Origin of the sequence: Bacillus sp. S14(2024) (genome assembly GCF_050473785.1) — a bacterium.
Lineage (GTDB): Bacteria > Bacillota > Bacilli > Bacillales > Bacillaceae_G > Bacillus_A > Bacillus_A yunxiaonensis.
Map to the genome: position 1 here is coordinate 2,775,870 of NZ_JBFLUP010000006.1, position 21,633 is coordinate 2,797,502.

Consider the following 21,633-nt stretch of genomic DNA (forward strand, 5'->3'; position numbering starts at 1 on the left):
CATAAGCTAAAACGAGCAACGATTGGCAGTAAATTCTCTGAAGACTAAATCATCCATCGAAGCATCAGTATTTCAACCTTTATTATTGAACCATTAAAAACATCTCATTCACTCACGGGAAAAGAATGCACTATTTTAAGCTTGTTCATTTCGTATCAGATATAGAAAAAACCCGATGTCTCTTTCAGACATCGGGTTTTTCATTATTTTTTATTCTGATCATCTTTAATCGCTGTTTTGATTGTTCCTGATTTCACTTTAGTCGCCGCATCTGAGAAACGTAACAAGTCACCTTGAATAATATTATCGGACATTTTCAATTCTGACTGTGCTCGATCAATAAGTGATTTCGCCTCTTGTTGTGGCACTTGAACGACTTGACCATTTAGACGATCGTAGAATGTGTTATTGTAATAAATATATTTGTCTGTAATAAAGCTTCCATCACGTTCTACAACGAACGGTTTTCGATCTGGTGAAAATAAATCATGACCAAACTCAATATCATTAGAAGTATCAACTCCTAATAAGTGAAGAATCGTTGGTTTCACGTCTACTTCACCAGCAGGAGCAGTCATTGTTTTTCCTTCTGTTTGACCTGGAACATGAATAAATAATGGTGTACGTTGTAACTGCATGTGATCATATGAAGTAATTTCATTTTTCCCTAGGTATTGTGCCATCGCACGATTATGGGCGTCTGAAATACCATAATGGTCACCGTAAAAGACGATAACTGAGTTATCATATAAGCCAGTGTCTTTTAAACGTTGAATAAATTCTTTTAAAGCTTCATCTTCATAGCGCGCTGTGACAAAATAATTATCTAATGTTTCGTCACCTGAATTAAATGGTTCAATCATTTTTATACTGTTATCATACGTAAATGGAAAATGGTTCGTTAACGTGATAAAACGACTATAGAACGGCTGTTTAATTTGTTGTAACTTATCCACAGATTGATCAAAGAAGTCTTTATCTTTCAATCCCCATCCTATTTTATTCTCTGGTGTAATTTTATAATCCAATTCATTATAGAAACGATCATATCCTAAGGACGGATACATCATATTACGATTCCAGAACGTAGCATTATTCGCATGGAATACAGATGTATAGTAGCCTTGTTCATGTAAAATTTCCGGAGTTGCCATATACTCATTTCCAGCATTCGTAAAGAATACAGAACCGCGATCTAACGGATATAATGAGTTATCAATCATAAACTCTGCATCCGATGTTTTCCCTTGTCCTGTCTGATGATAAAAGTTTTCGAAATAATAACTTTCTTTTTTAAATTGGTTTAAGAAAGGTGTAACTTCTTGTCCATTTACTTTCGAATCAATTAAAAAGGACTGCGTTGATTCTAAAGAAACAACAATAACGTTCTTTCCTTTTGCCATACCAAACATATTTGGATCAGGTTTTGTCTCCACTGTTTTCATATAATTCTCTGCTTCTTGAATTTTACTTCCATCAGCAAATACTTTTTGTGAGCTTGACTTTGCTTGCAATCCCAAATCGTAAAACTGATGAACATATAATCCAAGATTTTTCACAAGCATAACGCGGTCAAATGAACGAGTTAATAATTCAGGACGTTCCTTTTCTGCAAAACCAAGGTTTACCATGAAAATAGCTATACTGATTAAAAAGTATAGTGCCTTCATAGAGCCAGAAATACGCTCTGTTTTTGCAAAATTAGGCTTCTTTTTAGCAAGGTAAAATAAAATGATAATATCCGCAAACATTAATAAAAACTTAATGCTGAACAAAGCTTTTACACTAGTTCCTAATCCGTCCATATTCGACGTTTGCGTTAACACTGGAAGGGTAACAAAATCATTATAAAAACCATAAAACATTACATTACCAATGAGGATAATGGTCATAATAAGGTTAATAATGATAGCTATATAATTTCTTTTTGGTCCCTTCGCAAATAATGCAAGCCCAATTAACACTAAAGAAGATGCTAACGGACTAATAAAAAGAATCCATTCCTGCGTCGTAGATTCCAATTTCAAATCAAAACTAAATCGCGTAACAATATATGTTTTCAACCATATCAAAATAGCGGTTAACAAAATAAAACGCATATTTTGAAACTGATTTTTTAACGCTTCCTTCATCTCTCTCTCCCTTTCTGACTAGAACATTTGTTGAATGAACACATAGAATATTTTTTCATGTATTTATGGCTTCTTTCTCACCGAGTCATTGTATCGAATACTTTTGTATTTCGTGTGAACTTTTTCTTTTTTTTTATAAAATTAATATGCATAATAGGAGTTCTTCTATTTGAGCCTTTATTTCACTACAATTCCTTCAATTTTTCTTTCTAACTGTTAGCGTCCTTATGGAAAATCGCAATGAACATATAAAACGAATGATTAATCATTTGGTTTATTCTTTGTTTCTTGCGTCTTCAATGTTTCTACATATCAGTTTTTCTTTTCTTCTATTTTTTCCTTTGCTTTTTCAGCTTTATCTAAAGATTCTCCAATCTCCTTCTGTTTTTCTCTTACTTTGTCAACACTATCTACCACTTTAATTGCTTTATCAATACCATCCTCCTCTATTTTCTTTCTCTTTTCATCTCTTACTTCTTCTTTTTTCTCTATTTCTTTCGCCTTCTGCAACATTTCTTCAGCATTTGACTCTACAGCTTTTTCAAGTGACGCATCTTTTTTCATATCTATTACCTGATTTACCTTTTCAATTGTTTGTTTATAATCGCCATCTTTTAATGCAGAAGCTCCGGATTCCATCCATTTTGCAACCTTCATATAATTTTTCGTTTCATCCGTAGACTTTTCTTGATTCGCTTTTTCAAACCACATAATTGCATCACTATACTTCTCATCTTTTAATGCTTTCATGCCCGCATCAACATGTGCATCATAATTACTGGTGCTGCAACCTGCTAACATAATAAATAAACATCCTATAGTAAAAATAAATTTTCTCAAGCTATTCTCCTCCCGCATCCTTATACTACTATATTATTTTTGAATGCACCTATCAATAAAAACTCTCTTCTGTTATCTATATTTTAATAAGGAGGTAGGTAGCTAACAAAAAAGAGGCCCTTCAATATCGGCCTCTTTTCTCTATACTTCCTTTTCGATCTCCTTTTCTAGCTGTTCTGGTTTCGTCTTCGGTGCAAAACGCTTCCTTACCTTGCCATCACGTCCCACTAAAAATTTTGTGAAATTCCACTTTACCGCTTTCATTCCTAATAGTCCTGGCGCCTGCTCCGTTAAATAGTGAAATAACGGGTGCATGTTATCCCCTTTTACATCTATCTTTGCAAACATCGGGAACGTCACACCATAATTTAGTTCACAAAAACTCGTAATTTCTTCTGCTGTTCCTGGCTCTTGGCCTCCAAATTGATTACATGGGAATCCCAGTATTTCAAAACCTTGTTCTTTATATTTTTCATATAAAGCTTGCAATCCTTTATATTGCGGTGTAAAACCGCATTTGCTGGCAACATTCACAATTAATACTACTTTTCCTTCATACTCACGTAACGATTTCTCTTCTCCTGTTATTGTTTTAGTAGAAAAGTCATAAATTGTCATATGTATTACCTCCTTAATCTCATACAACCGCTTATGTCTATCATAAAATGCAATATACATATTGTCTAATGAGAACGCTTTACTTTCGTTCAAAAAGTCGTCACAATTCACTAGACATTTTACTTGGAAAGTTTTACAATAAAAATGTGAACAAAATGTGACGGTTTATCTTCTAAATTGTGATATTTTCAATTCTATTATTAAAAATAGGGATGGTGTTGACAATGAAAACTGCACAACGTGAAAAACTTTCTAATCGCGAATTTTATTTCGTACTATACATGATGATGTTACTTGTCGTAGGATGGTTTATGGATGTTAATGGTATTTTCTTAAGCAAATACTTTAGACTAGCGGGAATGATCACTGTTCCAGCAATTGGTGGTCTTGTTGGCTACTTTATTATGTCTCTTAGCAAACAACAAAATAACTAAACGCATTACATAAAGGCAGAAAACGATGTTTCGTTTTCTGCCTATTCTTTTATAATAAAAGAATAGTAAATTACAAGGAGTGATAAGTTTGAACAAAGTAGAGAAAATATCTTCACAGTTATATATCATCGACGATCACGACTTACAACATGAACAACGTACAGGTACATACGTCTTACTCGGTGATGAAATCACTGTAATTGAAACGTGCGCTGCACCTTCTCTTCCTTATCTATTAGATGGATTACAACAATTAAATATACAGCTTGTCGATGTTAAAAATATTATTGTCACGCACGTTCATCTTGACCATGCTGGTGCTGCTGGCATTATGATAGAAAAATGTCCTAATGCAACGCTATTCGTTCACTCTCGAGGCGCTCGTCACATGGTTAATCCGACAAAACTCATTCAAGGCGCAAAAGCTGTGTACAGAGATTCATTTGAAAAACTCTTTCATCCGATTTTGCCTATCCCAGAAGAACGCGTTCATATCGTACAAGATGGTGAAACACTGCAAATCGCAGAAAATCGAACACTTACCTTCTATGATACACCTGGCCATGCGAAACATCATATTAGTATTCACGATTCCTTAACAAATGGTATATTTACAGGCGATACGATTGGTATTTACTACCGTCAATTAGCTGAGCTAGGTGTTGAACTTTATTTACCAACAACATCCCCTACGCAGTTTCAACCTGAAGCTATGTTAGCTTCAAAAGACCTCATCCAAAATATGAATGTCGATTACATTTATTTCGGTCATTATGGTGCTTCTTCTCATGTCTCTGACGTCTGCACAGAGCTAGAACATTGGCTCCATATATTTGTTGAAACCGGCAGGCAAGTATTTAAAAAAGAACAAAACTTTGAAAAAGCAAGCTATCAACTGTCTACTCTACTGTTAGAAAAAGTGTCATCGCACCTTACGAAAAAAGGTGTTCCAACAACACATTCTATTTATGATTTGTTGAAACTTGATATGGAAATTAGTGCGTTGGGAATTATTGATTATTTTACAAAGCTTGAACAAACAAAGATGACTATAAAATGAAACTTCCACCAACGTTTTTTCATCTCCCACTGACCTAATCGTTACAACCGGTTTGATTCTTTTAGATTTTACTACCTTGAAGAAACAATCTTACTGCTCACAAGAAGGTATTTGTCGTAATAGGACAAAAGAGTCCATTTCTTTACATGGACTCTTTTTTTATAGGAAATAATTCGATAGAAATATTCTTATTTTATTTTTGTACTTTTTCATTTACATAATCCATGAAACTTTGTGCTCGTTGAAATTCCGCTTTATATTCCTCTGGAACTTGTTGTATCTTTTCTGAGCCTGATGATTTACTCTTCACTAATATTTTCTCATATGTCATCAGTGCATGTATATATTGTTTATACTCATCAGATGTTAACACTTCTTTACTCGATTTCTCTCCATTTAACTTATCAAAATACGGCTGAATTTCCATTAAAGTCTTCGTCATTTCCTCTTGTTTCTCTTGAGAAAGTTGATCGTAATCAATATTACCGTTCTTGTCTCCATATTCGATTTTTGCATTCGTTATTACTTTTAATAATGTTGTAAACTCTTTATACTCTTTTTCTCCGATTTCACCCTTTGCTTGGGATAACTTAGCATCTAGACGCATATAACCTTGTAGTGTTGCACTTGCAAAGTGTTTCTTTACATTATCAAATGATCCATAAATACCATCTGCCAAAAGAGATTGATACGCAAAAGCGCTCGTTGGAATAAGTAAAGCCGCTGCTAACACACCTGTCATAAGACGCTTTTTCATTGTTTTTCCTCCCCGCTTTACTTTGATTTGACTCATCACTTTCTCTTTCAATTCAAGTGCTGGTACAATTCCTTTTGCTTCTTCTTGCAAAGACGCTCTTACTCGGTGATCGAGATTCATTATAGTTCCCCCACTTCTTTTAATGAGATATTTCCCTCTCGCTCTTTTTGCCGTAATTTCTTTAAGGCTGCATGGATTCTAGATTTAACCGTTCCAATTGGTAAATGTAAAATACTTGCTACTTCTTCTTGAGAATAATCATGTAAATACCGAAGTATAATAACTTGTTTCAGTTTATAAGGTAACTTATGTATCAATGTAACAAGTTCTTGATTTGACAGCTTATTGACGATTTCATTAGAAAAATCAAATTCAATTGGTTTTTTCTGCTCTTCCGCTTTTTTCACAATACGTAGACGCATCCATCTCTTTCTCCTATAAGAATGAATTTGTCTTACAGCAAGACCTATTAACCATGGGCGAAAAGGCCGTTCCCGATCAAATTGACTAAGTGATTGATATAATTGCATATATATTTCTTGGACGACATCATCTATATCCGATTTTTCTTCTATTAAAAAATGAGCTGTCTTATACACATCTTCAATCGTTTTATCGTATAGTTCACTGTACGCTTCTTGATTTCCTGATAAAGTCTGCTTGATAAGATAAACATATTCAGCTTCTTTCTCCATTCTCAACGCCTCCTTCCTTATGTCTTACACTATATATTGGCAAGAAAAGAAAATTTCGTTCGATTTTTTTGAAACAAATTTTTAATAGGAAATTTATTAATAGCACCTGTTTCATAATGCATTCTTATAATTCTTGATAATTATTATATAATTTTCCAATTTATAATGGCCGTTTAAAATAAATTATAGAATTTATTTTAGGAGGGTAATTCATGAAAGCCATTGTTGTAACTGCATTTGGAGGTCCTGAAGTAATGAGGTATACAGACATAGCTATACCGTCTATCAACGCCAATCAAGTTCTAATTCGTGTTGTCGCAACAAGTGTTAACTTTGCTGATATAAAATCTCGATACGGAAAGAAAGGAACAGGAAATCTGCCTTTTATACCTGGCATAGATGCTGCTGGAATCATAGAACAAGTTGGTTCTAAAGTAACGAATATTAAAGTGGGACAACGCGTTATTGCTTTTCCACTTAACGGATCTTATGCTGAATATGTTGCAGCAGATGAAGAGCTTACTTTTGCATTACCAGATGAAATTGATTTTGAAACTGCTGCAGCCTGTCCGATTGTTTCCTTTACAAGCTATAAGCTTCTAGCAGATGTCGCAAGACTACAACAAGGTGAAACAGTTCTTATCCATGCCGCTGCAGGAGGAGTTGGTACAACTGCCATCCAACTCGCTAAAATTTTGGGTGCTGGAAAAGTCATTGGAATGGTTGGAAATGAAGCAAAAAAGAAAATTGCTTTAGAAGCTGGGGCAGATCATGTGATTTGTTATAAGGAAGAAGATTTTGTACATAAAGTAAACGAACTCACAAATGGAGTAGGTGCAGACGTTATATTGGATTCTATTTCTGGTACTGTATCAGAGAGAAGCTTACAATGTCTTGCGTTCTATGGCCGCCTTGTCCATTTCGGAAACGCAAGCGGTGATATCGGAACATTTCAAACAAAAGATTTACATGCAAGCTGTCGATCTATTCTCGGCTTTAGCTTTGGAACAACTCGAAAAAAACACCCCCATTTACTTCAGCATACTGCCAAGCAAGTATTTCGTCATTTAAGTAACGGTAACTTACAAATAAAAGTAGGAAAACATTTTTTTCTTCAAGATGCAGGAAAAGCACATGAATGGGTTGAAAGTAGACAAAGTACTGGGAAAGTTATATTAAATGTTCAGAGAACACCATAAAATCTTCGTTAGAGGTGTCTTATATGGGCTCAAGAATTATGCATGTAATTATCGCGAATTGTATTGCAGAGAAATTGGCTATTCAGGACAAAACTTCCTTCCTACTCGGAGGAGTTGCTGCTGATGCAGTTCATTCTAGAAATGAAAAAGAAATATCGCACTTTTATACTGGTACAGTAAAGAACTACACAAGAAGGATTGATTACGAAGCATTTCTTCATAAATATAAAGCATATAAAGATTCCCCTTTTATATTAGGGTACTATACACATCTCATTGCCGATGATATGTGGCTACAAGGTTTTTATCTTCCATGGCTTAAAAGTCGAATAGATTATGACCCTAACCTCCTTTCTCTCTATCATCATGACTTTAAGCTTTTAAACGGAAAGTTGCTACATTCTTATGATAAAGATAAGAGTTTATTTCATATCTTAAGTATGAACGCGAATTTGGTAGGTATCGAAGAAGTACCCGAAGAAAACATTCATTCTTTTAAAGCATTAGTTTTCGAGGATATGTTGTACCCACAACAAGATTTATATGAACCTCTACAAGTATTTACATTGAATCAAATCATTGGTTACATAGAAACTTCTCTTCATAAAAGTGTTTTCTGTTTAGAACAACTGTGTATGACCTGATAAAGAAAAGCCGTGACTACATAATATTCGTAGTCACGGCTTTTCAATTTATCTAGGTTTCTTCTTCCCATTAAATGCAGGTTTCTTTTTCTTTGGAGTTTTCGGTTTCGATTCAACAAACGATCCTTTAAACATTTCTTGCTTATTGAACTGAATACCTAACTTCTTCGCAAATTGAAGTAACTTCTTCTCTTCTTGCGGTGTTACAAGCGAAACGACTGTGCCTTCTTTACCCATACGTCCTGTACGTCCTGAACGATGAATATATTGATCGAGTGTATCTGGTAATTCTAAATGAATTACATGTGTTAAATCATCAATATCTAATCCGCGTGCTGCAATATCTGTCGCTAATAAAATTTCTACTTTTCCTTGACGGAATGCGCGCATCGTTGCTTCACGTTCTTGTTTGTTTGCTTCTGCATGAAGAGCTGCTGCTTTCATCTTACGGAATTTCAGTTTTTCCGCAATTTCATCTAAACGGAATGGATCATTTAAAAAGGCAACTGCTTTCACATCGCCAGTATGCATAATTCTTCTAATATACTCATTCTTTTCACGACGTTCACAAATGATATACATATGCTCAACAAGGCTCTTTGTTTCCGTGCGTTTTACGCGAATCATTTGAGGTTCAACGGCAAAATCACGCGCTACTTCTTCTGCATCTTTTGTCATTGTTGCAGAGAAGAATACTACTTGACGATCGCGCATTGTCGATTTAATTACATCAGACACAGCATCTATCATCTTTTGTTTTACGATTTGATCAAACTCATCAAATACAATTGTTTGCACTTCATGCATTTTCAATTTCTTCATGCGGATTAGTTCTAAAATACGTCCAGGTGATCCAACGATTACTCGCGGATGTTTCTTTAACTTCTCTACTTGACGCTTAATATCCGCACCACCTATTAAAGAAGCACCCGAAATTTCAGTACCTGCGGTAAACTTTTGCACTTCTTCATGAATTTGCATTACAAGTTCACGCGTCGGTGCTAAAATTACAACTTGAGGTTGTTTCACTTCAGGATTAATTTTATGTAAAAGTGGCAATAAATACGCTAATGTTTTACCTGTCCCAGTTGGAGATTCCGCAATAACATCTTGTCCTTCTAGAATAGTTGGAATAGCTTGCTTTTGGATTTCAGTAAACTCTTTAAAACCAGCCTTCTCCCAAGCTTGTAGCAAAAATGGTTGCATCTCTTTTATCATTTCTTTTTCTCCTTTATCTCTATTTTTGAAGAAATTGTTGTATTGTTCGCATCGTTTCTATCATATGAGAAATAACAGCTATTAAGTCATCAACATGGTCTTCTGTAATCGCTTTTTGAAATAAGATTCCTACCTTGTTATGATATGAAATCGCTTGCTTATTATATTCGTATGAAATTTGCTGCGTAATCATTCGTTCTTTTCCCCATATGGATTGTAGCAACGCTTCGATTTCTTGACAATCTTTTTCTGGGTGCTTTAAAGAAAATGTAAAGAACAGCTTCATTTCACAGCCTGGCACAAAATTTTGCACCTCTAATATCTCACCTGATAAGTTTTCTGCATCGACTGATAATAAAAATGTCGCTTCTACTAATGACCCTATATATTCTCTCAATTGAAACGAAATGGTATATGTACGACTAAGCGATGCGAGATCCATTATATCTTTTCTGTCAGTTACAATGATGTCAGCATGCAAATCAAAATCATATACTGCTCCTTCAACGACAACTTTTAAATTTTCAAAAGCAGTTGGATCAAACATATATTCCTCCAAAAAACAAGCGCCTTTCCATCGAAAGGCGCTGCGTGATGTACGTATAGTTTACCGATAAAAGAGAAGAAATACAACCTTTTAGAATAAACCTACTGCTTTTCCATCTTCATTTACGTCCATTTGAAGAGCTGCTGGTTTCTTCGGAAGACCCGGCATTGTTAACATTGTTCCTGTTAATGCTACAATAAATCCAGCACCAATTGATGGTTTTAACTCACGAATTGTTACAACAAAGTCAGTTGGGCGCCCTAATTTTGTTGCATCATCAGAAAGAGAATACTGTGTTTTCGCCATACAAATTGGCAGGTTGCCCCATCCTTCTCCCGAAAATTGCGTTAATTGCTTGCGAGCTTTTGGTGCAAATTCAATATCTTTTGCACCATATACTTTTTGAGCAATTGTACGAATTTTTTCTTCTAATGAAAGTTCTAAATCATATAAAGGTGCGTATTTATTTTCACCATTTTCAATTACTTTTAATACTTTCTCTGCTAGGTCAACACCGCCTTGACCACCTTTTTCCCATACTTCTGTTAATGATACTTCGTAACCGCGCTCACCGCACCAAGTTTGTAAGTACTCTACTTCAGCATCTGTATCTGTAATAAATTTGTTAATCGCAATAACAAATGGAACACCAAATTCTTGAATCGTTTCAACGTGTTTTTGTAAATTTTCCATACCTTTTGCTAACGCATCAACATTTTCTTCTTTTAACCCATCTTTCGCTACGCCGCCATGCATTTTAAGAGCACGAATTGTCGCAACAATGACAACAGCTTCCGGCTTAATACCTGCTGCTCGCGCCTTAATATCTAAGAATTTTTCAGCACCTAAATCTGCACCAAAACCAGATTCCGTAATCACATAATCACCAAGTTTAGCTGCCATTGTTGTTGCGATTACACTGTTACAACCGTGTGCAATGTTGGCAAATGGTCCACCATGAATAATTGCTGGTGTATTTTCTAACGTTTGTACTAAGTTTGGTTTTAACGCATCTTTTAAAAGAAGTGTTAATGCACCTTCTACTCCTAAATCTTTTACTGTTACAGGCTCATTATCCATATTGTAAGCTACTACAATACGAGCTAGACGGACTTTTAAATCTTGTACATCTGTCGCTAGGCAAAATACAGCCATAATTTCAGATGCAACCGTAATATCAAAACCATCTTCACGTGGTACACCTTGTACTGGTCCACCTAGACCTATTACAACATTGCGAAGCGCACGGTCATTTAAATCTACACAGCGCTTCCATACAATTTTACGTGTATCGATGCGAAGATCATTTCCTTGTTGAATATGGTTATCGATAAATGCTGCAAGTGCATTATTTGCAGTTGTAATCGCATGAATATCGCCTGTAAAGTGAAGATTAATGTCTTCCATCGGTACGACTTGCGAATAGCCACCGCCCGCTGCACCGCCTTTTAATCCCATAGTTGGTCCAAGAGATGGTTCACGAAGTGCAATAACTGCCTTTTTACCAATTTTATTAAAAGCTTGCCCTAAACCAACTGTTACAGTTGATTTCCCTTCCCCTGCTGGAGTAGGGTTAATCGCTGTAACTAAAACAATTTTCCCATCTTCTTTTCCTTGTAAGCGCTTAAAAATTTCAAGAGATAACTTCCCTTTATAATGACCGTACGGCTCTAATTCTTCTTCTAAAATGTTTAATTCTGATGCAATCTCTTGGATTCTCTTCATGCTTGCTTCTTGTGCAATTTCAATATCAGATTTTACTGTAGTAGTTGCTGTCATATTCCCTAGTCCCCCTTTAATTGATTCTGAAAATATTGTATCAGTTTTTTGTATTTTCTGCACTTATAATCCTCCTATAAGTTACTTCTTTTGAAACATAAATACCCACATAAATGTTAAAGCTTGCTGCAATTCAAGCGGAAGTTGTCCAACCATCTTTTCATCTACCCCTCGCTTATATACCCCTATTCCATCTATCATTTGCAATCCTTGCTCCTGTGCAAGTTTTTGAAATTCCCACGGCATCATCGTATTACAAATGACATCTTTTCCATATAGACGTGGATAGCTATTTTCACGCGGCTTTGCTGTTGGTCCTAAAATGGCAATACATGCAAAACCTTCTGGTGCTAATACCCGTTTTATTTCTTGCAATGCTCGAAGAGGTGCTTCCGCCCATTCTAATGAATTTACTGCTAAAACTGATGCAAACTCCTCATCTTGAAATGGTAATGCAGCAAGATCTCCTACTACAAACGATAAATTAGGACCTTCACCGCGTTCTTTTCCTTTTTCAATCATTTGCTCTGATAAATCAATACCACAAGCCTTGTAACCAGCTTTATTTAGTTTGTATGTACCATATCCATCTCCACACCCTACATCAAGAACAGTTGCCCCGTTTCGTATGTATTTTTGAAAAAATGGAATAATTGCACTACGGCTACCACTATCCCACATTTCTTGACTATTTTGATTCCAAAAATCAGCATTATTATCCCATTTCTGCTGTGCTGCTTCATGCCAATTAAATTTTGTCATTATTGTCCCACCTTTACATTTTACCTCTACTTAAAAGTCATTCTACATCATTTTACATTATTCCTGTTTATTCTTAAGGAGAGATGGATAACATAGCAACGGACAATTACTTTCTCGATTTTTTTATTTGTTTGGATATAAATAACAAGCATGTTTTTTTCTTTATAAAAAATACTAAACATACCCTAAATCGAAAGAGAGGGCTATTCATTGCAAAAGAAACGAACGCATCATTTAAAAAGCGGAGAAAAACAGGAAGAATATGCGGTAGAAATTACCCCTCAGCGCCTTCCAATTAGACGTCGTCGTAAAGAAATCCATAAAGAAGAAGACAGAACGGACGTTGGTACAATTGTTGGGTACATTGCATTATTTCTCTCTTTATTTTCAATTGCTTTCTATCCTATTACATTTGGATCTCTTTCCATCTTAATTGGACTTCTCGCTGTTCGTTATGAAGCAAAAACACTTGGATATACAGCTATTGGCTTTGGAGGATTTTCTCTGCTTTTCAGTTTATTATATCCTCTCTTCTTATCAGCCTTTTAAAAGGCGCTTTCTTATAAAGTGAAACTTTTATCAGTGGGGGGGCTTCATCCCCCACTGATAGAAAGCTCTCACCAATCGGGCACATGCCAGCAGTTATTCCCCACCTATCTTCTTTGCTTCTTTCAATCTTGAGGTGAGGAATCTTACTGCCCACGAATAGCGGGATAAAGAACTAAAACAAAAAATATTTGCAAGCTAAAAAAGGAGTGAACCTTCACTTCTTTTTTAGCTTGCAAATCTATCACCTTTATTATTGCGTTTTATAATTGAGTAAATTATTCATTCTAAACTTAGAGGATTGTCCATTTCAGATGCCATCAGGTTACATATAATTTATTAAAAAGGAGTTGTTATAGCAGTTTGGAAAATAAACAAGTAGATGCCTCTGTTAAGCAAGACGGACAGAAAACGATCGTTGAACAGTCTATACATGAGAAGCTAAAAGTTGTAATTGTTATTAACAACCAGTTCACTAATACATCAAATACTACACAACTAGCAAGTGGCGCAGGTCGAAGCAGTGCTGAAGGAAACGCCAAAAATGAAGGCATGGAAGGCACCCAGTACGAACCACATGAAAACCATAAAACATGCTGTGAAGAAGAAGAAATCATCATCATTCTTAATAATCAGATTAATTGTGCAGGAGAGAACGATTCTAATTCATCCGCTACTCAAGTAGCAAGCGGCGGTGGTACAAATTCGGCAATTGAAAATTCCAATACGAAACAACAATTTTCAGTTGGTGACTCAAAAGATACTATAGGATTAAACAAAGGAATGAATAGTGGCCAAATAGAAGCATCTTCCAAAGGTTTCAACTCAAAACAACAACCTTCTTATGGTGGACCTAAACTTTTCATTTCTTAAAGAATAATATACTCATTCTCACTGATAAAAAGCCTTCACCTATCTTCTTCACTTAGAAGACTGAGATGAAAGCTTACTACCTTTTACGTATGGGGATACAACAGATGGATGCATTTGTTGTATCCCTTTGCTTATTAACGAAATAACATCACATAACCGCAACCACTGCAATGATAAGCGGTAATTTCTTGAAACACAGGATAGTTCTCCTCATCTCGCTGTTCAATAAATACTTTTTCAAAGCGATACATATTCGGAGCATATGCCCAATCTTGTTTTGTACGGGCATATAAAGTGGACGAAAAAAAATCTTCTCCTCCACAAACCATACAAGTCTTTTGCAAAATAATCTCCTCCCCAAAGCCTGTCTTACCATAACTATATGAAGAAGAGTATAAAAAAAAGACCTTCTAAACATTAGAAAGTCTTTTCAGAGGAAAAGAGGAACATTCCCAATATTCCAATGGCACTATACGCCTTCTTTTTTCCTGTTTCTGTTTGAAAGGTTTGTTCTATTTTCATAAAGAATACTCGGTTTTGAACATCACTACTAACAAACTCCAGTTTCTCTTCTTTATTATCTTTTTTCTGTGTACAATTAAAACTCACTTCATTACATACAATTGAATATTCATCTTCTAAATGTTTTTGAAAATCCACTTCTTTCGGACAAGTTAATAATAAAATTGCTACAAATATAATACTACTAATACCTACTATTGTGAAAGTCTTCTCCATTTTGTCTCCTTTCCCAAAAGAAAGAAAACTTGACGTATATCGCCAAGTTCCCTTAATTCATTATCCACTGCCACTCTTGTTCTTTCTTATCAAAGATAAGCCATCCCGTTTTAGAAGCTTCACTTTTCAAATCTTCTAAACCATCTAGAACTTCATTTGTACTTTCATACGAGCCGATGACATAAACAGGAATCTCTAAACCACGTCTTGATTCTATTTTTCCTGCTAAGTCCAAGTATAAACCATCTTCCATAAATGGCAGAAGTTCGAGAATAACCTCTTTTGAAATTGCTGGATAGATTTTCGATTTTTGAAAGAATGCGAATCGTTTTTTTCCAAATGAGCCAATTTTATAAGGAATTACCTTAGTAAGCATTCCAACAAAGTCTTGCATTCTTCGATAATATACTTTATTATACCAGCCATCATCATGAGAAAGATAAACGAACCTATTTTTCAAAAGTGGAAAAAAAGCCTTCCCAAGCGGTTCCTTTTTGTGCGCCAAATATAGCAATTCTGCAATTTCTTTTGGCTCTAATTCATCCAAGTCATTTACATCATCAAAATCAACCCAGCAAAATTCTTCAAACTCTTCAACATCTGCTGCAATTAATTTATGTATGTTCTCTTCTTCTGCATATTCAAATAAGGTGTGATAATTTAAATCAGTCCATTCAAAACTATGCTTTAAAAGCAGGACTTGATGAAGCGGTGAAGGAATATTGCTTGCAAACTCCTCAAAAGTAATTCCAGATGTGATAAAACAATGATTGCGACGATTACCATTAATATAAATCATATTTTTGATTTGGTCAGATCCTCCAGACAAAGCACCTAGCCACCTTCGTTTTATATGTTTCAATACTATAGGATATTTTATCACGAAAATTTTTAGAAACATAGAAAAAACTATAAAAACTATTTACATTTTTATGAGTTTTATTACATCACCATTACAAGAAAAAATGCCTGCTTATAAACAGGCATTTTTCATGCAATTTCATCTGGATTTTGTGGATAATGCGAACTATCCTGTTTTTTATTATTTTGAAAGATCGACTGAATCTTATCAATTGTTTGCGGTGCAAGTTCAATTACTTTCTCTGCCAAGTGCGTTGCATTTTGCAAATGAAGAATATTTACACCATCCTTATTCACAACGAGAAAGGCCACCGGTGTAATAGAAACTCCCCCTGCACTACCACCACCAAATGCAGGATGACTTTGTGCCTTTTGCACGTCATTTGTGGAAAAATCTGACCCACCTGCCCCAAAACCAAATGCTACTTTTGAAACAGTTAAAACAACACCGCCATCTGCTGTTTGAACAGGTTCACCAACAATTGTATTTACATCAACCATTTCTTTTAAATTTTCCATAGCAGCTTTCATTAGCCCTTGAATTGGATGATCCATCGTTCTAACCTCCTTTTTCATATCTTTCCTAGTTTTTCCTAAACATTGTGAACTAAACATAAATTTTTCGTTGATTTTTAAAATAATACGTACTAATATTTAGAAAATACAAACAAAAGGAGATTGCGGCAAATATGATTCGAAAATTAACAAAACAGGAGCACCAACAAGTACTTTCTTTTTTAAAGAAAGAAGCAGCATTCAATTTATTCTTAATTGGTGATATTGAGGCGTTTGGATATGATCAAGATTTCCAAGAATTATGGGGGCAGTTTACGATAGAAAATAAATTACAAGCTGTTCTATTGAGATTCCACGATTCCTTTATTGCCTATGCGGAAACTTCATTTCAGCCAGAATCTTTCATTGATCAATTTACTAACCATGACTACATTAAACTATCTGGAAAATCAGAGGTTGTAGAACAGTTTGAAAATCTTGATAATCTAAACCTTGGTAAAAAACTTCATTCATACTTTTGTGAATGTACAACCGATAAACAGTTAGTAACAGATATAAATAAAGAAGACATAAAAATAGCAACTGTTGCAGACGTAGATCGTATTATGCATTTACGAAAACAAATTGCTGAATTTAAGATGGCAAACAATGCAGGTAAACTCCTTCGCCAAGCAATTGAAACAAACACTGGACGGACATATTACATAGAAGAAAACGGAGAAATTATCGCGTGCGCGTCCACATCTGCTGAAAATTCATTATCTGCGATGGTTGTAGGTGTATGTACACACTCAAATCATCGCGGAAAAGGATATGCTTCTCAAATCATAAGTAAAATGATTCAAGATTTTATCGCCGAAGGAAGAACACTTTGTTTATTTTACAGTAACCCTGCCGCTGGACGGATTTATAAACGATTAGGCTTTAAGGATATTGGAACTTGGACAATGTATCGCTAAAGTGAAACTGCCATCAGCGTAAAATATCTTCATTTCCCACTGATGGCAGCTTCATTTTATTACAATTATACTTTCTTCTCTCACGACTCCACATGTTGAAAATGCTCAACAACTGGAAACGGCTCATAAAAATGATGCAATCTCTTTTTCCATTCTTCATATTCACTCGATTTCCGAAACCCTTCCGTATGATCTTCTAACGTCTCCCAGTTCACTAATAAAAGATATTTCCCTGTCGTTTCTATACATTTATGAAGCGTATGACCTCGGTAACCTTTCATAGAAGAAATAATGCTAGACGCCTCTTGAAAAGCATTTTCAAATTCATTTTCCAACCCGCGCTTCACTTGGAGCATCGCTGCTTCTAATATCATCATCTCATCTCCTAACTTTATATCTTGCTATTCGTGGGCAGTAAAACCCTCACTGATGGAAGTTTCACTTTATTACATCTCGATTCCATTCTTTTCGGAATAAACCCATTATCACAGTATCGTAGTATTCTCCATTTACATACACATCTTCACGAAGAACACCCTCCACTTGAAATCCGCACTTTTCATAGGAACGAATTGCCCTTTTATTCCCGCTCCATGTATCAAGCTGAATTTTTCTCATATTTAAGTTTAAAAATAAATGTTTTACAAGTGTTTGTATGGCGTCTGTTCCAAACCCTTTTCCCCAATATTCTTTATCCCCTATCGTCAAGCCAATTACCGCCTTATGTGTCACCGCATCTACATCTCTATAGTCTGCTATTCCGATATATTTCCCCTCTAACGTGTAAACAGCAAACACACATTCATCTTTTTTATTTAAATTCGATACTTGTTCAAAAAAATGGTCTAAATGTTCCATTGAAACATTTGTAAAAAATGGTGAATTTCCTGTCGCCCAGTAACTCACTTCATCATCATTGCGCCATTTATAAAGAGAGTTCATGTTTTCTTTTGTAATAGCTCGTAATTCTACTAAATTACCCTTCAATACATATATCCTCCTCAAATATAATCCTTTATCCCCATTCAAATGCTTTCTTATCATTATTTTTAGATTTAAAAGTTTGATTTCATGTTTCTATCAAAATTACATCCCCTCACGTTTCAAGCTCATAACAATTTGCCGCTCAACAAATCCCATCTCTTTATACAATTCTTTTGCAAAATTCCCTGCAAACACGTTCAAACGAATTTCTGAGTATCCTAGTTTATAAAGTTCATCAACTGCTACTCTCATAAGCCGGCGGGAAAGACCTTGTCCACGATAAGAAGGCAACACATACAATTCATAAATGAAACCTATTACTTCTCCAGAAAAATAGTCCTTATTACTTCCAATCAATATCCATCCATTCAAAATATCATCTTGTTTTATAACAAGATAAAATGCTCCGTTTTCTAAAAGCGGTACCGTAATTTCTAGTACTTTCTCTTGGCTACATTTACTCGTCTTCATAGTCCCTTCATATAAAGACTCCGCCGCATGAACTAAAATTTTTTCCGTATCGCTTTCAGTTGCTCTTTGGATCATATGAATCTCTCCCCTGTTAAACATGCAATACCATTCTGAGTGTTTTTAACATATAACCATCAAAGTCTTCCACGAACGCATCTACCACTGCAAACCCCTTTGCATTATAAAATGCTTTCCCTTTTTTATTCTCTGTTTCTACGTTAATATATATCTTCTTAATACCTTCTAATGTTGTAATTCCTTTACGCAACAACGCTGTTCCCATACCACTACCTTGATATTCAGGCAATAAATAAATTGCCCCTAACTCCGTTTCATATTGATGCTTTATCGGTGAAAAATTTGCAAATCCAACAACTTTCCCGTCCACTTCTCCTACAAATAAGTGTGAATGTTGTAAACGGTGGCTCATCATATCATGAGAATAAGCATGCTGTAAAAACTTTTCTTGCACCGGTACCGGAATAATGTCTTTATATGTATCATTCCAAGAAGTCTTGGCCACATGTTGTACAGATGGAATATCTTCTTCTTTCATTTCACGAATGACAAAATTCATAAAGACTCCCCCAATCTATACTCTGCTAATATGTTACACTTCACACACATTCCGTCTTCATATACGACTTGAATTAATTTAATACACTCTACTACCGCTCTCATCGCTTCAAAGTTCTCGCATACATGTTGAAAAGCTTTTCCTAATTGTATTTCCGTTAGTCTACTTGCTACTGTACAATGCGGAACCCATTTATCTGGTATATAATAGGAATCTGTATTATCTTGAAAACAACTAAAATATTCATGATAGTTTGTATGAAACTGTTTCAGGTTTGTTGTCGTCGTCGGTGCATAAAACACCGTTCCATTTGCCGGGAAACTCCCTATATGAGAAAATTCAATTTCAATAGCTTTCATACGCTTTGAAAAGTGATGCAGCTCTTGCTTAAATGTCTGAACATCAAGCTGCTTATAATCTGCTAATGTAATATGCGGTTCCATTCCTTCAATATTGTTTATATAAGGTGACAAATCACTTAATTCACTCCACTTCTTATATATATGTGTTGTAAATATTTCATCAAACGTTACAATAACTGCGTACAAACTGCTCATCTCCTCGTTGCTTTCATTTCTTCCCATTCCTCACGGATCATCCCCATCCGAATCGAATCGTAATACTCTCCATTATAATAACGGCATTTTCTCATTCTTCCTTCTAATTGCATGCCAAGCTTCTCAGCAACTTTCATCATGCGGCTATTTCCTGACCATGTTGTCAAACCTATTCTTCCAATCGTCATATGTTGGAATAGCAAGTCAATGTACATACGTAAAGCTTCTGTACCATAACCTCCATTCCAATATGTTGGATTATAAATAGTAATGCCCATTTCTAACCAACGTGAAGGCTCATGCTCCCAGTAATACGTTACGATCCCTATGATTTCACTATCTTTTTCGATGATGAGCTGTGAATACGGGTCTTTCTCAAGCTTAGAATGTATTCTTTCCTGAAATACCGAAAATTCTTGTCTTACAAAAGGAAAATACGGTGCGTCCCACCTTTTCCATTCTGGTTTTTCCTCTTTATATATTTCTTGCCAAAGCGGAAATAAATCCTCTTCTTCTATCATTCTAATAGCTATTTTTTCCCCTTTTACATAAAATTGTTTCATAACTGCCTCCTATGCTTGCTTTCTCATCCTTCAATTACCATGTAGCAATATACTGTGTAATCTGAACTATCAAAGATAGTACGAGACACCCTTGTCTATCATGAAAGGAACTAAAAAGATACTATATTTCTTTACTAGTTCTATCTATTATAATATTTTTTCTGAAAAATCAAAACAAATAGATATATTTTTGTATAATATTGTAAAAATATTTTTTGGAGGTTTTCTATGTTAAGGAAAATTGTGAGGGGGAAATTTCATGTTCAAACGAAATAGCCCAAATATATATATTAAAAAGCTCTAGCTGGATGAGAAAACAATGGAAGCTGTTGGCGGAACTCATTTTTTAGAAGACCACCGCCACCAAAGTTGGTTTGAGAAAAATGTTGAACCGACTGATAGAAAACACCTTTACACTTTAATCTACACAAATATTGATGTCCCTATAGGAAAAGTTAGCTTTGGTAGATATGATTTAAATACAAAAACTGCAGAATTTAATATCAAAATTTAGTACAAACATCGTGGAATTAGGTATGCAAAAGAAGGAATGTGTTTATTTTTAGAATATTACTTTAAAGAGTTTAACGGAGAGATTATGATAGATCTTATTGCAAAAAACAACATTTCTGGCCAACAAGTTTTACAAAATTTTGGATTCCGTCATATAGCAACAACTGGTGATGCTTATGTAGTACAAATGAAAAAAGAAGACTTTAAAGTAAAACATACTCTTTGTATAAAATAAAGCAGAAGATTATCCTCTGCCTTATTTTATTTCCTTATGAAATACATAACTCACCTTTTCATATCCTTCTCTTTCATAAAAACGGTGCGCATCTATTCTTGGAAATGCTGAAGTTAATACGACACAAGTACAATCATTCTCTTTCCCCCACTCCTCAATATACGATAGTATTTTTTCTCCATGTCCTTTTGAACGATGTGCTTCCGCTGTAACAAGATCATATACAAAGACATGTTTGTTATTATAAAAATTTGTACAAATTGCCGTTCCTGCTAAACTCACTACTTCTCCCTCACTATTATATAAAGCAAATAAACGATAATTTTCTTCTCTCATTCTTCCTAAAAGAGAAAATGCTTCTTCTTGAGAAAGTGTGAGCCTCAACTGCTGTAATACCGGTAACACCTCACAAAATTCTTGTTCTGTTTTTACCTCTTGTACACGTGTATTCATATTCTTTCCCTCCAATTATTTATAAAAAATTCAAAATGTTTTATGATTGTTATTATAAAAAGCTCATGCCCCTTTTGTAAGTGACAGTTTTATTCTTTTTTA

29 protein-coding genes are annotated in these 21,633 nt (G+C 35.0%); 9 read left to right on the top strand and 20 right to left on the bottom strand.

Features of this window, described 5'->3' with window-relative positions; genetic code table 11:
• Positions 1-203: 203 nt before the first annotated feature.
• From AB1279_RS14310 to AB1279_RS14320, 3 genes are all read right to left on the bottom strand, one after another.
• Positions 204-2,132 (bottom strand): LTA synthase family protein, encoded by a 1,929-nt coding sequence (locus AB1279_RS14310; RefSeq protein ID WP_429759456.1) that lies wholly within the window; start codon positions 2,130-2,132, stop codon positions 204-206.
• Positions 2,133-2,444: 312 nt separating this feature from the next.
• Positions 2,445-2,990: a hypothetical protein gene (locus AB1279_RS14315; protein WP_429759458.1), complete on the bottom strand. Its 546-nt coding sequence runs from the start codon at positions 2,988-2,990 to the stop codon at positions 2,445-2,447.
• 123 nt (positions 2,991-3,113) lie between these two features.
• The gene (locus AB1279_RS14320; protein ID WP_429759460.1) at positions 3,114-3,590 is read right to left on the bottom strand and encodes a glutathione peroxidase; all 477 of its coding nucleotides are present in this window, start codon (positions 3,588-3,590) and stop codon (positions 3,114-3,116) included.
• A 224-nt stretch (positions 3,591-3,814) separates the two neighbouring features.
• Here AB1279_RS14320 and AB1279_RS14325 point away from each other — a divergent pair, with 224 nt between their 5' ends.
• On the top strand, positions 3,815-4,024 hold the full coding sequence (locus tag AB1279_RS14325) for a DUF3925 family protein (protein ID WP_336480375.1): 210 nt from the start codon (positions 3,815-3,817) through the stop codon (positions 4,022-4,024).
• A gap of 88 nt (positions 4,025-4,112) precedes the next feature.
• On the top strand, positions 4,113-5,084 hold the full coding sequence (locus AB1279_RS14330; RefSeq protein ID WP_429759462.1) for an MBL fold metallo-hydrolase: 972 nt from the start codon (positions 4,113-4,115) through the stop codon (positions 5,082-5,084).
• 193 nt (positions 5,085-5,277) lie between these two features.
• Here the strand turns inward: AB1279_RS14330 and AB1279_RS14335 are convergent, their stop codons facing one another.
• Together AB1279_RS14335 and AB1279_RS14340 are read right to left on the bottom strand one after the other, a co-directional pair.
• The gene (locus tag AB1279_RS14335; protein WP_429759464.1) at positions 5,278-5,961 is read right to left on the bottom strand and encodes a DUF3600 domain-containing protein; all 684 of its coding nucleotides are present in this window, start codon (positions 5,959-5,961) and stop codon (positions 5,278-5,280) included.
• Positions 5,961-6,536 (bottom strand): sigma-70 family RNA polymerase sigma factor, encoded by a 576-nt coding sequence (locus tag AB1279_RS14340; RefSeq protein ID WP_429750217.1) that lies wholly within the window; start codon positions 6,534-6,536, stop codon positions 5,961-5,963. The genes AB1279_RS14335 and AB1279_RS14340 overlap by 1 nt, the downstream gene beginning before the upstream one ends.
• 212 nt (positions 6,537-6,748) lie before the next feature.
• On the opposite strand from AB1279_RS14340, the gene AB1279_RS14345 reads away from it, so the two are divergent.
• The gene (locus tag AB1279_RS14345; RefSeq protein WP_429759466.1) at positions 6,749-7,735 is read left to right on the top strand and encodes a quinone oxidoreductase family protein; all 987 of its coding nucleotides are present in this window, start codon (positions 6,749-6,751) and stop codon (positions 7,733-7,735) included.
• A gap of 23 nt (positions 7,736-7,758) precedes the next feature.
• Complete coding sequence (locus tag AB1279_RS14350) at positions 7,759-8,379, top strand: hydrolase (protein WP_429759468.1); 621 nt, start codon at positions 7,759-7,761, stop codon at positions 8,377-8,379.
• Positions 8,380-8,427: 48 nt separating this feature from the next.
• Here the strand turns inward: AB1279_RS14350 and AB1279_RS14355 are convergent, their stop codons facing one another.
• From AB1279_RS14355 to AB1279_RS14370, 4 genes are all read right to left on the bottom strand, one after another.
• Positions 8,428-9,597, bottom strand: coding sequence for a DEAD/DEAH box helicase (locus tag AB1279_RS14355; protein WP_429759470.1), 1,170 nt, complete (start codon positions 9,595-9,597; stop codon positions 8,428-8,430).
• A gap of 19 nt (positions 9,598-9,616) precedes the next feature.
• Positions 9,617-10,144, bottom strand: a complete 528-nt coding sequence (locus AB1279_RS14360; protein WP_429759472.1) for a hypothetical protein — start codon at positions 10,142-10,144, stop codon at positions 9,617-9,619.
• Between the two features lie 90 nt (positions 10,145-10,234).
• Complete coding sequence (locus tag AB1279_RS14365) at positions 10,235-11,923, bottom strand: formate--tetrahydrofolate ligase (protein ID WP_429761411.1); 1,689 nt, start codon at positions 11,921-11,923, stop codon at positions 10,235-10,237.
• Between the two features lie 81 nt (positions 11,924-12,004).
• A complete protein-coding gene (locus tag AB1279_RS14370; protein ID WP_429759474.1) occupies positions 12,005-12,685 on the bottom strand; it encodes a class I SAM-dependent methyltransferase in 681 nt (226 codons plus the stop codon).
• 210 nt (positions 12,686-12,895) lie between these two features.
• Here AB1279_RS14370 and AB1279_RS14375 point away from each other — a divergent pair, with 210 nt between their 5' ends.
• On the top strand, positions 12,896-13,234 hold the full coding sequence (locus tag AB1279_RS14375; RefSeq protein ID WP_336480366.1) for a permease: 339 nt from the start codon (positions 12,896-12,898) through the stop codon (positions 13,232-13,234).
• 360 nt (positions 13,235-13,594) lie between these two features.
• A complete protein-coding gene (locus AB1279_RS14380) occupies positions 13,595-14,104 on the top strand; it encodes a hypothetical protein (RefSeq protein ID WP_429759476.1) in 510 nt (169 codons plus the stop codon).
• Positions 14,105-14,238: 134 nt separating this feature from the next.
• Here the strand turns inward: AB1279_RS14380 and AB1279_RS14385 are convergent, their stop codons facing one another.
• From AB1279_RS14385 to ytfJ, 4 genes are all read right to left on the bottom strand, one after another.
• Positions 14,239-14,448, bottom strand: coding sequence for a hypothetical protein (locus tag AB1279_RS14385; RefSeq protein WP_336480364.1), 210 nt, complete (start codon positions 14,446-14,448; stop codon positions 14,239-14,241).
• 73 nt (positions 14,449-14,521) lie between these two features.
• Positions 14,522-14,842: a hypothetical protein gene (locus AB1279_RS14390; protein WP_429759478.1), complete on the bottom strand. Its 321-nt coding sequence runs from the start codon at positions 14,840-14,842 to the stop codon at positions 14,522-14,524.
• Between the two features lie 52 nt (positions 14,843-14,894).
• Complete coding sequence (locus AB1279_RS14395; RefSeq protein ID WP_336480362.1) at positions 14,895-15,671, bottom strand: oxalate:formate antiporter; 777 nt, start codon at positions 15,669-15,671, stop codon at positions 14,895-14,897.
• Between the two features lie 161 nt (positions 15,672-15,832).
• A complete protein-coding gene (ytfJ, locus tag AB1279_RS14400; protein WP_429750234.1) occupies positions 15,833-16,258 on the bottom strand; it encodes a GerW family sporulation protein in 426 nt (141 codons plus the stop codon).
• Positions 16,259-16,392: 134 nt separating this feature from the next.
• Here ytfJ and AB1279_RS14405 point away from each other — a divergent pair, with 134 nt between their 5' ends.
• Positions 16,393-17,178 (top strand): GNAT family N-acetyltransferase, encoded by a 786-nt coding sequence (locus AB1279_RS14405; RefSeq protein ID WP_429759480.1) that lies wholly within the window; start codon positions 16,393-16,395, stop codon positions 17,176-17,178.
• 80 nt (positions 17,179-17,258) lie between these two features.
• Here the strand turns inward: AB1279_RS14405 and AB1279_RS14410 are convergent, their stop codons facing one another.
• The 6 genes from AB1279_RS14410 to AB1279_RS14435 all read right to left on the bottom strand — a co-directional run bounded on the left by AB1279_RS14410 (position 17,259) and on the right by AB1279_RS14435 (position 20,330).
• Positions 17,259-17,552, bottom strand: a complete 294-nt coding sequence (locus AB1279_RS14410; RefSeq protein WP_377884343.1) for an antibiotic biosynthesis monooxygenase family protein — start codon at positions 17,550-17,552, stop codon at positions 17,259-17,261.
• 64 nt (positions 17,553-17,616) lie between these two features.
• Positions 17,617-18,165, bottom strand: coding sequence for a GNAT family N-acetyltransferase (locus tag AB1279_RS14415; RefSeq protein WP_429750238.1), 549 nt, complete (start codon positions 18,163-18,165; stop codon positions 17,617-17,619).
• Positions 18,166-18,264: 99 nt separating this feature from the next.
• On the bottom strand, positions 18,265-18,708 hold the full coding sequence (locus AB1279_RS14420) for a GNAT family N-acetyltransferase (RefSeq protein WP_429759482.1): 444 nt from the start codon (positions 18,706-18,708) through the stop codon (positions 18,265-18,267).
• A gap of 16 nt (positions 18,709-18,724) precedes the next feature.
• Entirely contained in the window at positions 18,725-19,210 is a 486-nt protein-coding gene (locus tag AB1279_RS14425) for an N-acetyltransferase family protein (RefSeq protein WP_429759484.1), read from the bottom strand.
• Positions 19,207-19,794: a 2'-5' RNA ligase family protein gene (locus tag AB1279_RS14430; RefSeq protein ID WP_429759486.1), complete on the bottom strand. Its 588-nt coding sequence runs from the start codon at positions 19,792-19,794 to the stop codon at positions 19,207-19,209. Before AB1279_RS14430 ends, AB1279_RS14425 begins: the two co-directional genes overlap by 4 nt.
• Positions 19,764-20,330 carry a GNAT family N-acetyltransferase gene (locus AB1279_RS14435; protein WP_429750245.1) on the bottom strand — a complete coding sequence of 189 codons (567 nt, stop codon included), beginning with the start codon at positions 20,328-20,330 and terminating at the stop codon, positions 19,764-19,766. Before AB1279_RS14435 ends, AB1279_RS14430 begins: the two co-directional genes overlap by 31 nt.
• A 319-nt stretch (positions 20,331-20,649) precedes the next feature.
• On the opposite strand from AB1279_RS14435, the gene AB1279_RS14440 reads away from it, so the two are divergent.
• Positions 20,650-20,844: a hypothetical protein gene (locus AB1279_RS14440; RefSeq protein WP_429759488.1), complete on the top strand. Its 195-nt coding sequence runs from the start codon at positions 20,650-20,652 to the stop codon at positions 20,842-20,844.
• An 84-nt stretch (positions 20,845-20,928) separates the two neighbouring features.
• A complete protein-coding gene (locus AB1279_RS14445; RefSeq protein ID WP_429759489.1) occupies positions 20,929-21,078 on the top strand; it encodes a hypothetical protein in 150 nt (49 codons plus the stop codon).
• A gap of 21 nt (positions 21,079-21,099) precedes the next feature.
• Here AB1279_RS14445 and AB1279_RS14450 read toward each other — a convergent pair whose 3' ends face one another.
• Entirely contained in the window at positions 21,100-21,531 is a 432-nt protein-coding gene (locus AB1279_RS14450) for a GNAT family N-acetyltransferase (protein ID WP_429759490.1), read from the bottom strand.
• Between the last annotated feature and the right edge of the window lie 102 nt (positions 21,532-21,633).

Coding starts and splice junctions, on each gene's coding strand:
- AB1279_RS14390 (WP_429759478.1), bottom strand. CDS start 14,842: ATGGAGAAGACTTTCACAATAGTAGGTATTAGTAGTATTATATTTGTA.
- ytfJ (WP_429750234.1), bottom strand. CDS start 16,258: ATGGATCATCCAATTCAAGGGCTAATGAAAGCTGCTATGGAAAATTTA.
- AB1279_RS14355 (WP_429759470.1), bottom strand. CDS start 9,597: ATGATAAAAGAGATGCAACCATTTTTGCTACAAGCTTGGGAGAAGGCT.
- AB1279_RS14310 (WP_429759456.1), bottom strand. CDS start 2,132: ATGAAGGAAGCGTTAAAAAATCAGTTTCAAAATATGCGTTTTATTTTG.
- AB1279_RS14340 (WP_429750217.1), bottom strand. CDS start 6,536: ATGGAGAAAGAAGCTGAATATGTTTATCTTATCAAGCAGACTTTATCA.
- AB1279_RS14370 (WP_429759474.1), bottom strand. CDS start 12,685: ATGACAAAATTTAATTGGCATGAAGCAGCACAGCAGAAATGGGATAAT.
- AB1279_RS14325 (WP_336480375.1), top strand. CDS start 3,815: ATGAAAACTGCACAACGTGAAAAACTTTCTAATCGCGAATTTTATTTC.
- AB1279_RS14360 (WP_429759472.1), bottom strand. CDS start 10,144: ATGTTTGATCCAACTGCTTTTGAAAATTTAAAAGTTGTCGTTGAAGGA.
- AB1279_RS14410 (WP_377884343.1), bottom strand. CDS start 17,552: ATGATATTAGAAGCAGCGATGCTCCAAGTGAAGCGCGGGTTGGAAAAT.
- AB1279_RS14420 (WP_429759482.1), bottom strand. CDS start 18,708: ATGATCCAAAGAGCAACTGAAAGCGATACGGAAAAAATTTTAGTTCAT.
- AB1279_RS14430 (WP_429759486.1), bottom strand. CDS start 19,794: ATGGGAAGAAATGAAAGCAACGAGGAGATGAGCAGTTTGTACGCAGTT.
- AB1279_RS14425 (WP_429759484.1), bottom strand. CDS start 19,210: ATGAATTTTGTCATTCGTGAAATGAAAGAAGAAGATATTCCATCTGTA.
- AB1279_RS14350 (WP_429759468.1), top strand. CDS start 7,759: ATGGGCTCAAGAATTATGCATGTAATTATCGCGAATTGTATTGCAGAG.
- AB1279_RS14405 (WP_429759480.1), top strand. CDS start 16,393: ATGATTCGAAAATTAACAAAACAGGAGCACCAACAAGTACTTTCTTTT.
- AB1279_RS14335 (WP_429759464.1), bottom strand. CDS start 5,961: ATGAATCTCGATCACCGAGTAAGAGCGTCTTTGCAAGAAGAAGCAAAA.
- AB1279_RS14440 (WP_429759488.1), top strand. CDS start 20,650: ATGGAAGCTGTTGGCGGAACTCATTTTTTAGAAGACCACCGCCACCAA.
- AB1279_RS14345 (WP_429759466.1), top strand. CDS start 6,749: ATGAAAGCCATTGTTGTAACTGCATTTGGAGGTCCTGAAGTAATGAGG.
- AB1279_RS14450 (WP_429759490.1), bottom strand. CDS start 21,531: ATGAATACACGTGTACAAGAGGTAAAAACAGAACAAGAATTTTGTGAG.
- AB1279_RS14365 (WP_429761411.1), bottom strand. CDS start 11,923: ATGACAGCAACTACTACAGTAAAATCTGATATTGAAATTGCACAAGAA.
- AB1279_RS14320 (WP_429759460.1), bottom strand. CDS start 3,590: ATGACAATTTATGACTTTTCTACTAAAACAATAACAGGAGAAGAGAAA.
- AB1279_RS14445 (WP_429759489.1), top strand. CDS start 20,929: ATGATAGATCTTATTGCAAAAAACAACATTTCTGGCCAACAAGTTTTA.
- AB1279_RS14315 (WP_429759458.1), bottom strand. CDS start 2,990: ATGCGGGAGGAGAATAGCTTGAGAAAATTTATTTTTACTATAGGATGT.
- AB1279_RS14435 (WP_429750245.1), bottom strand. CDS start 20,330: ATGAAACAATTTTATGTAAAAGGGGAAAAAATAGCTATTAGAATGATA.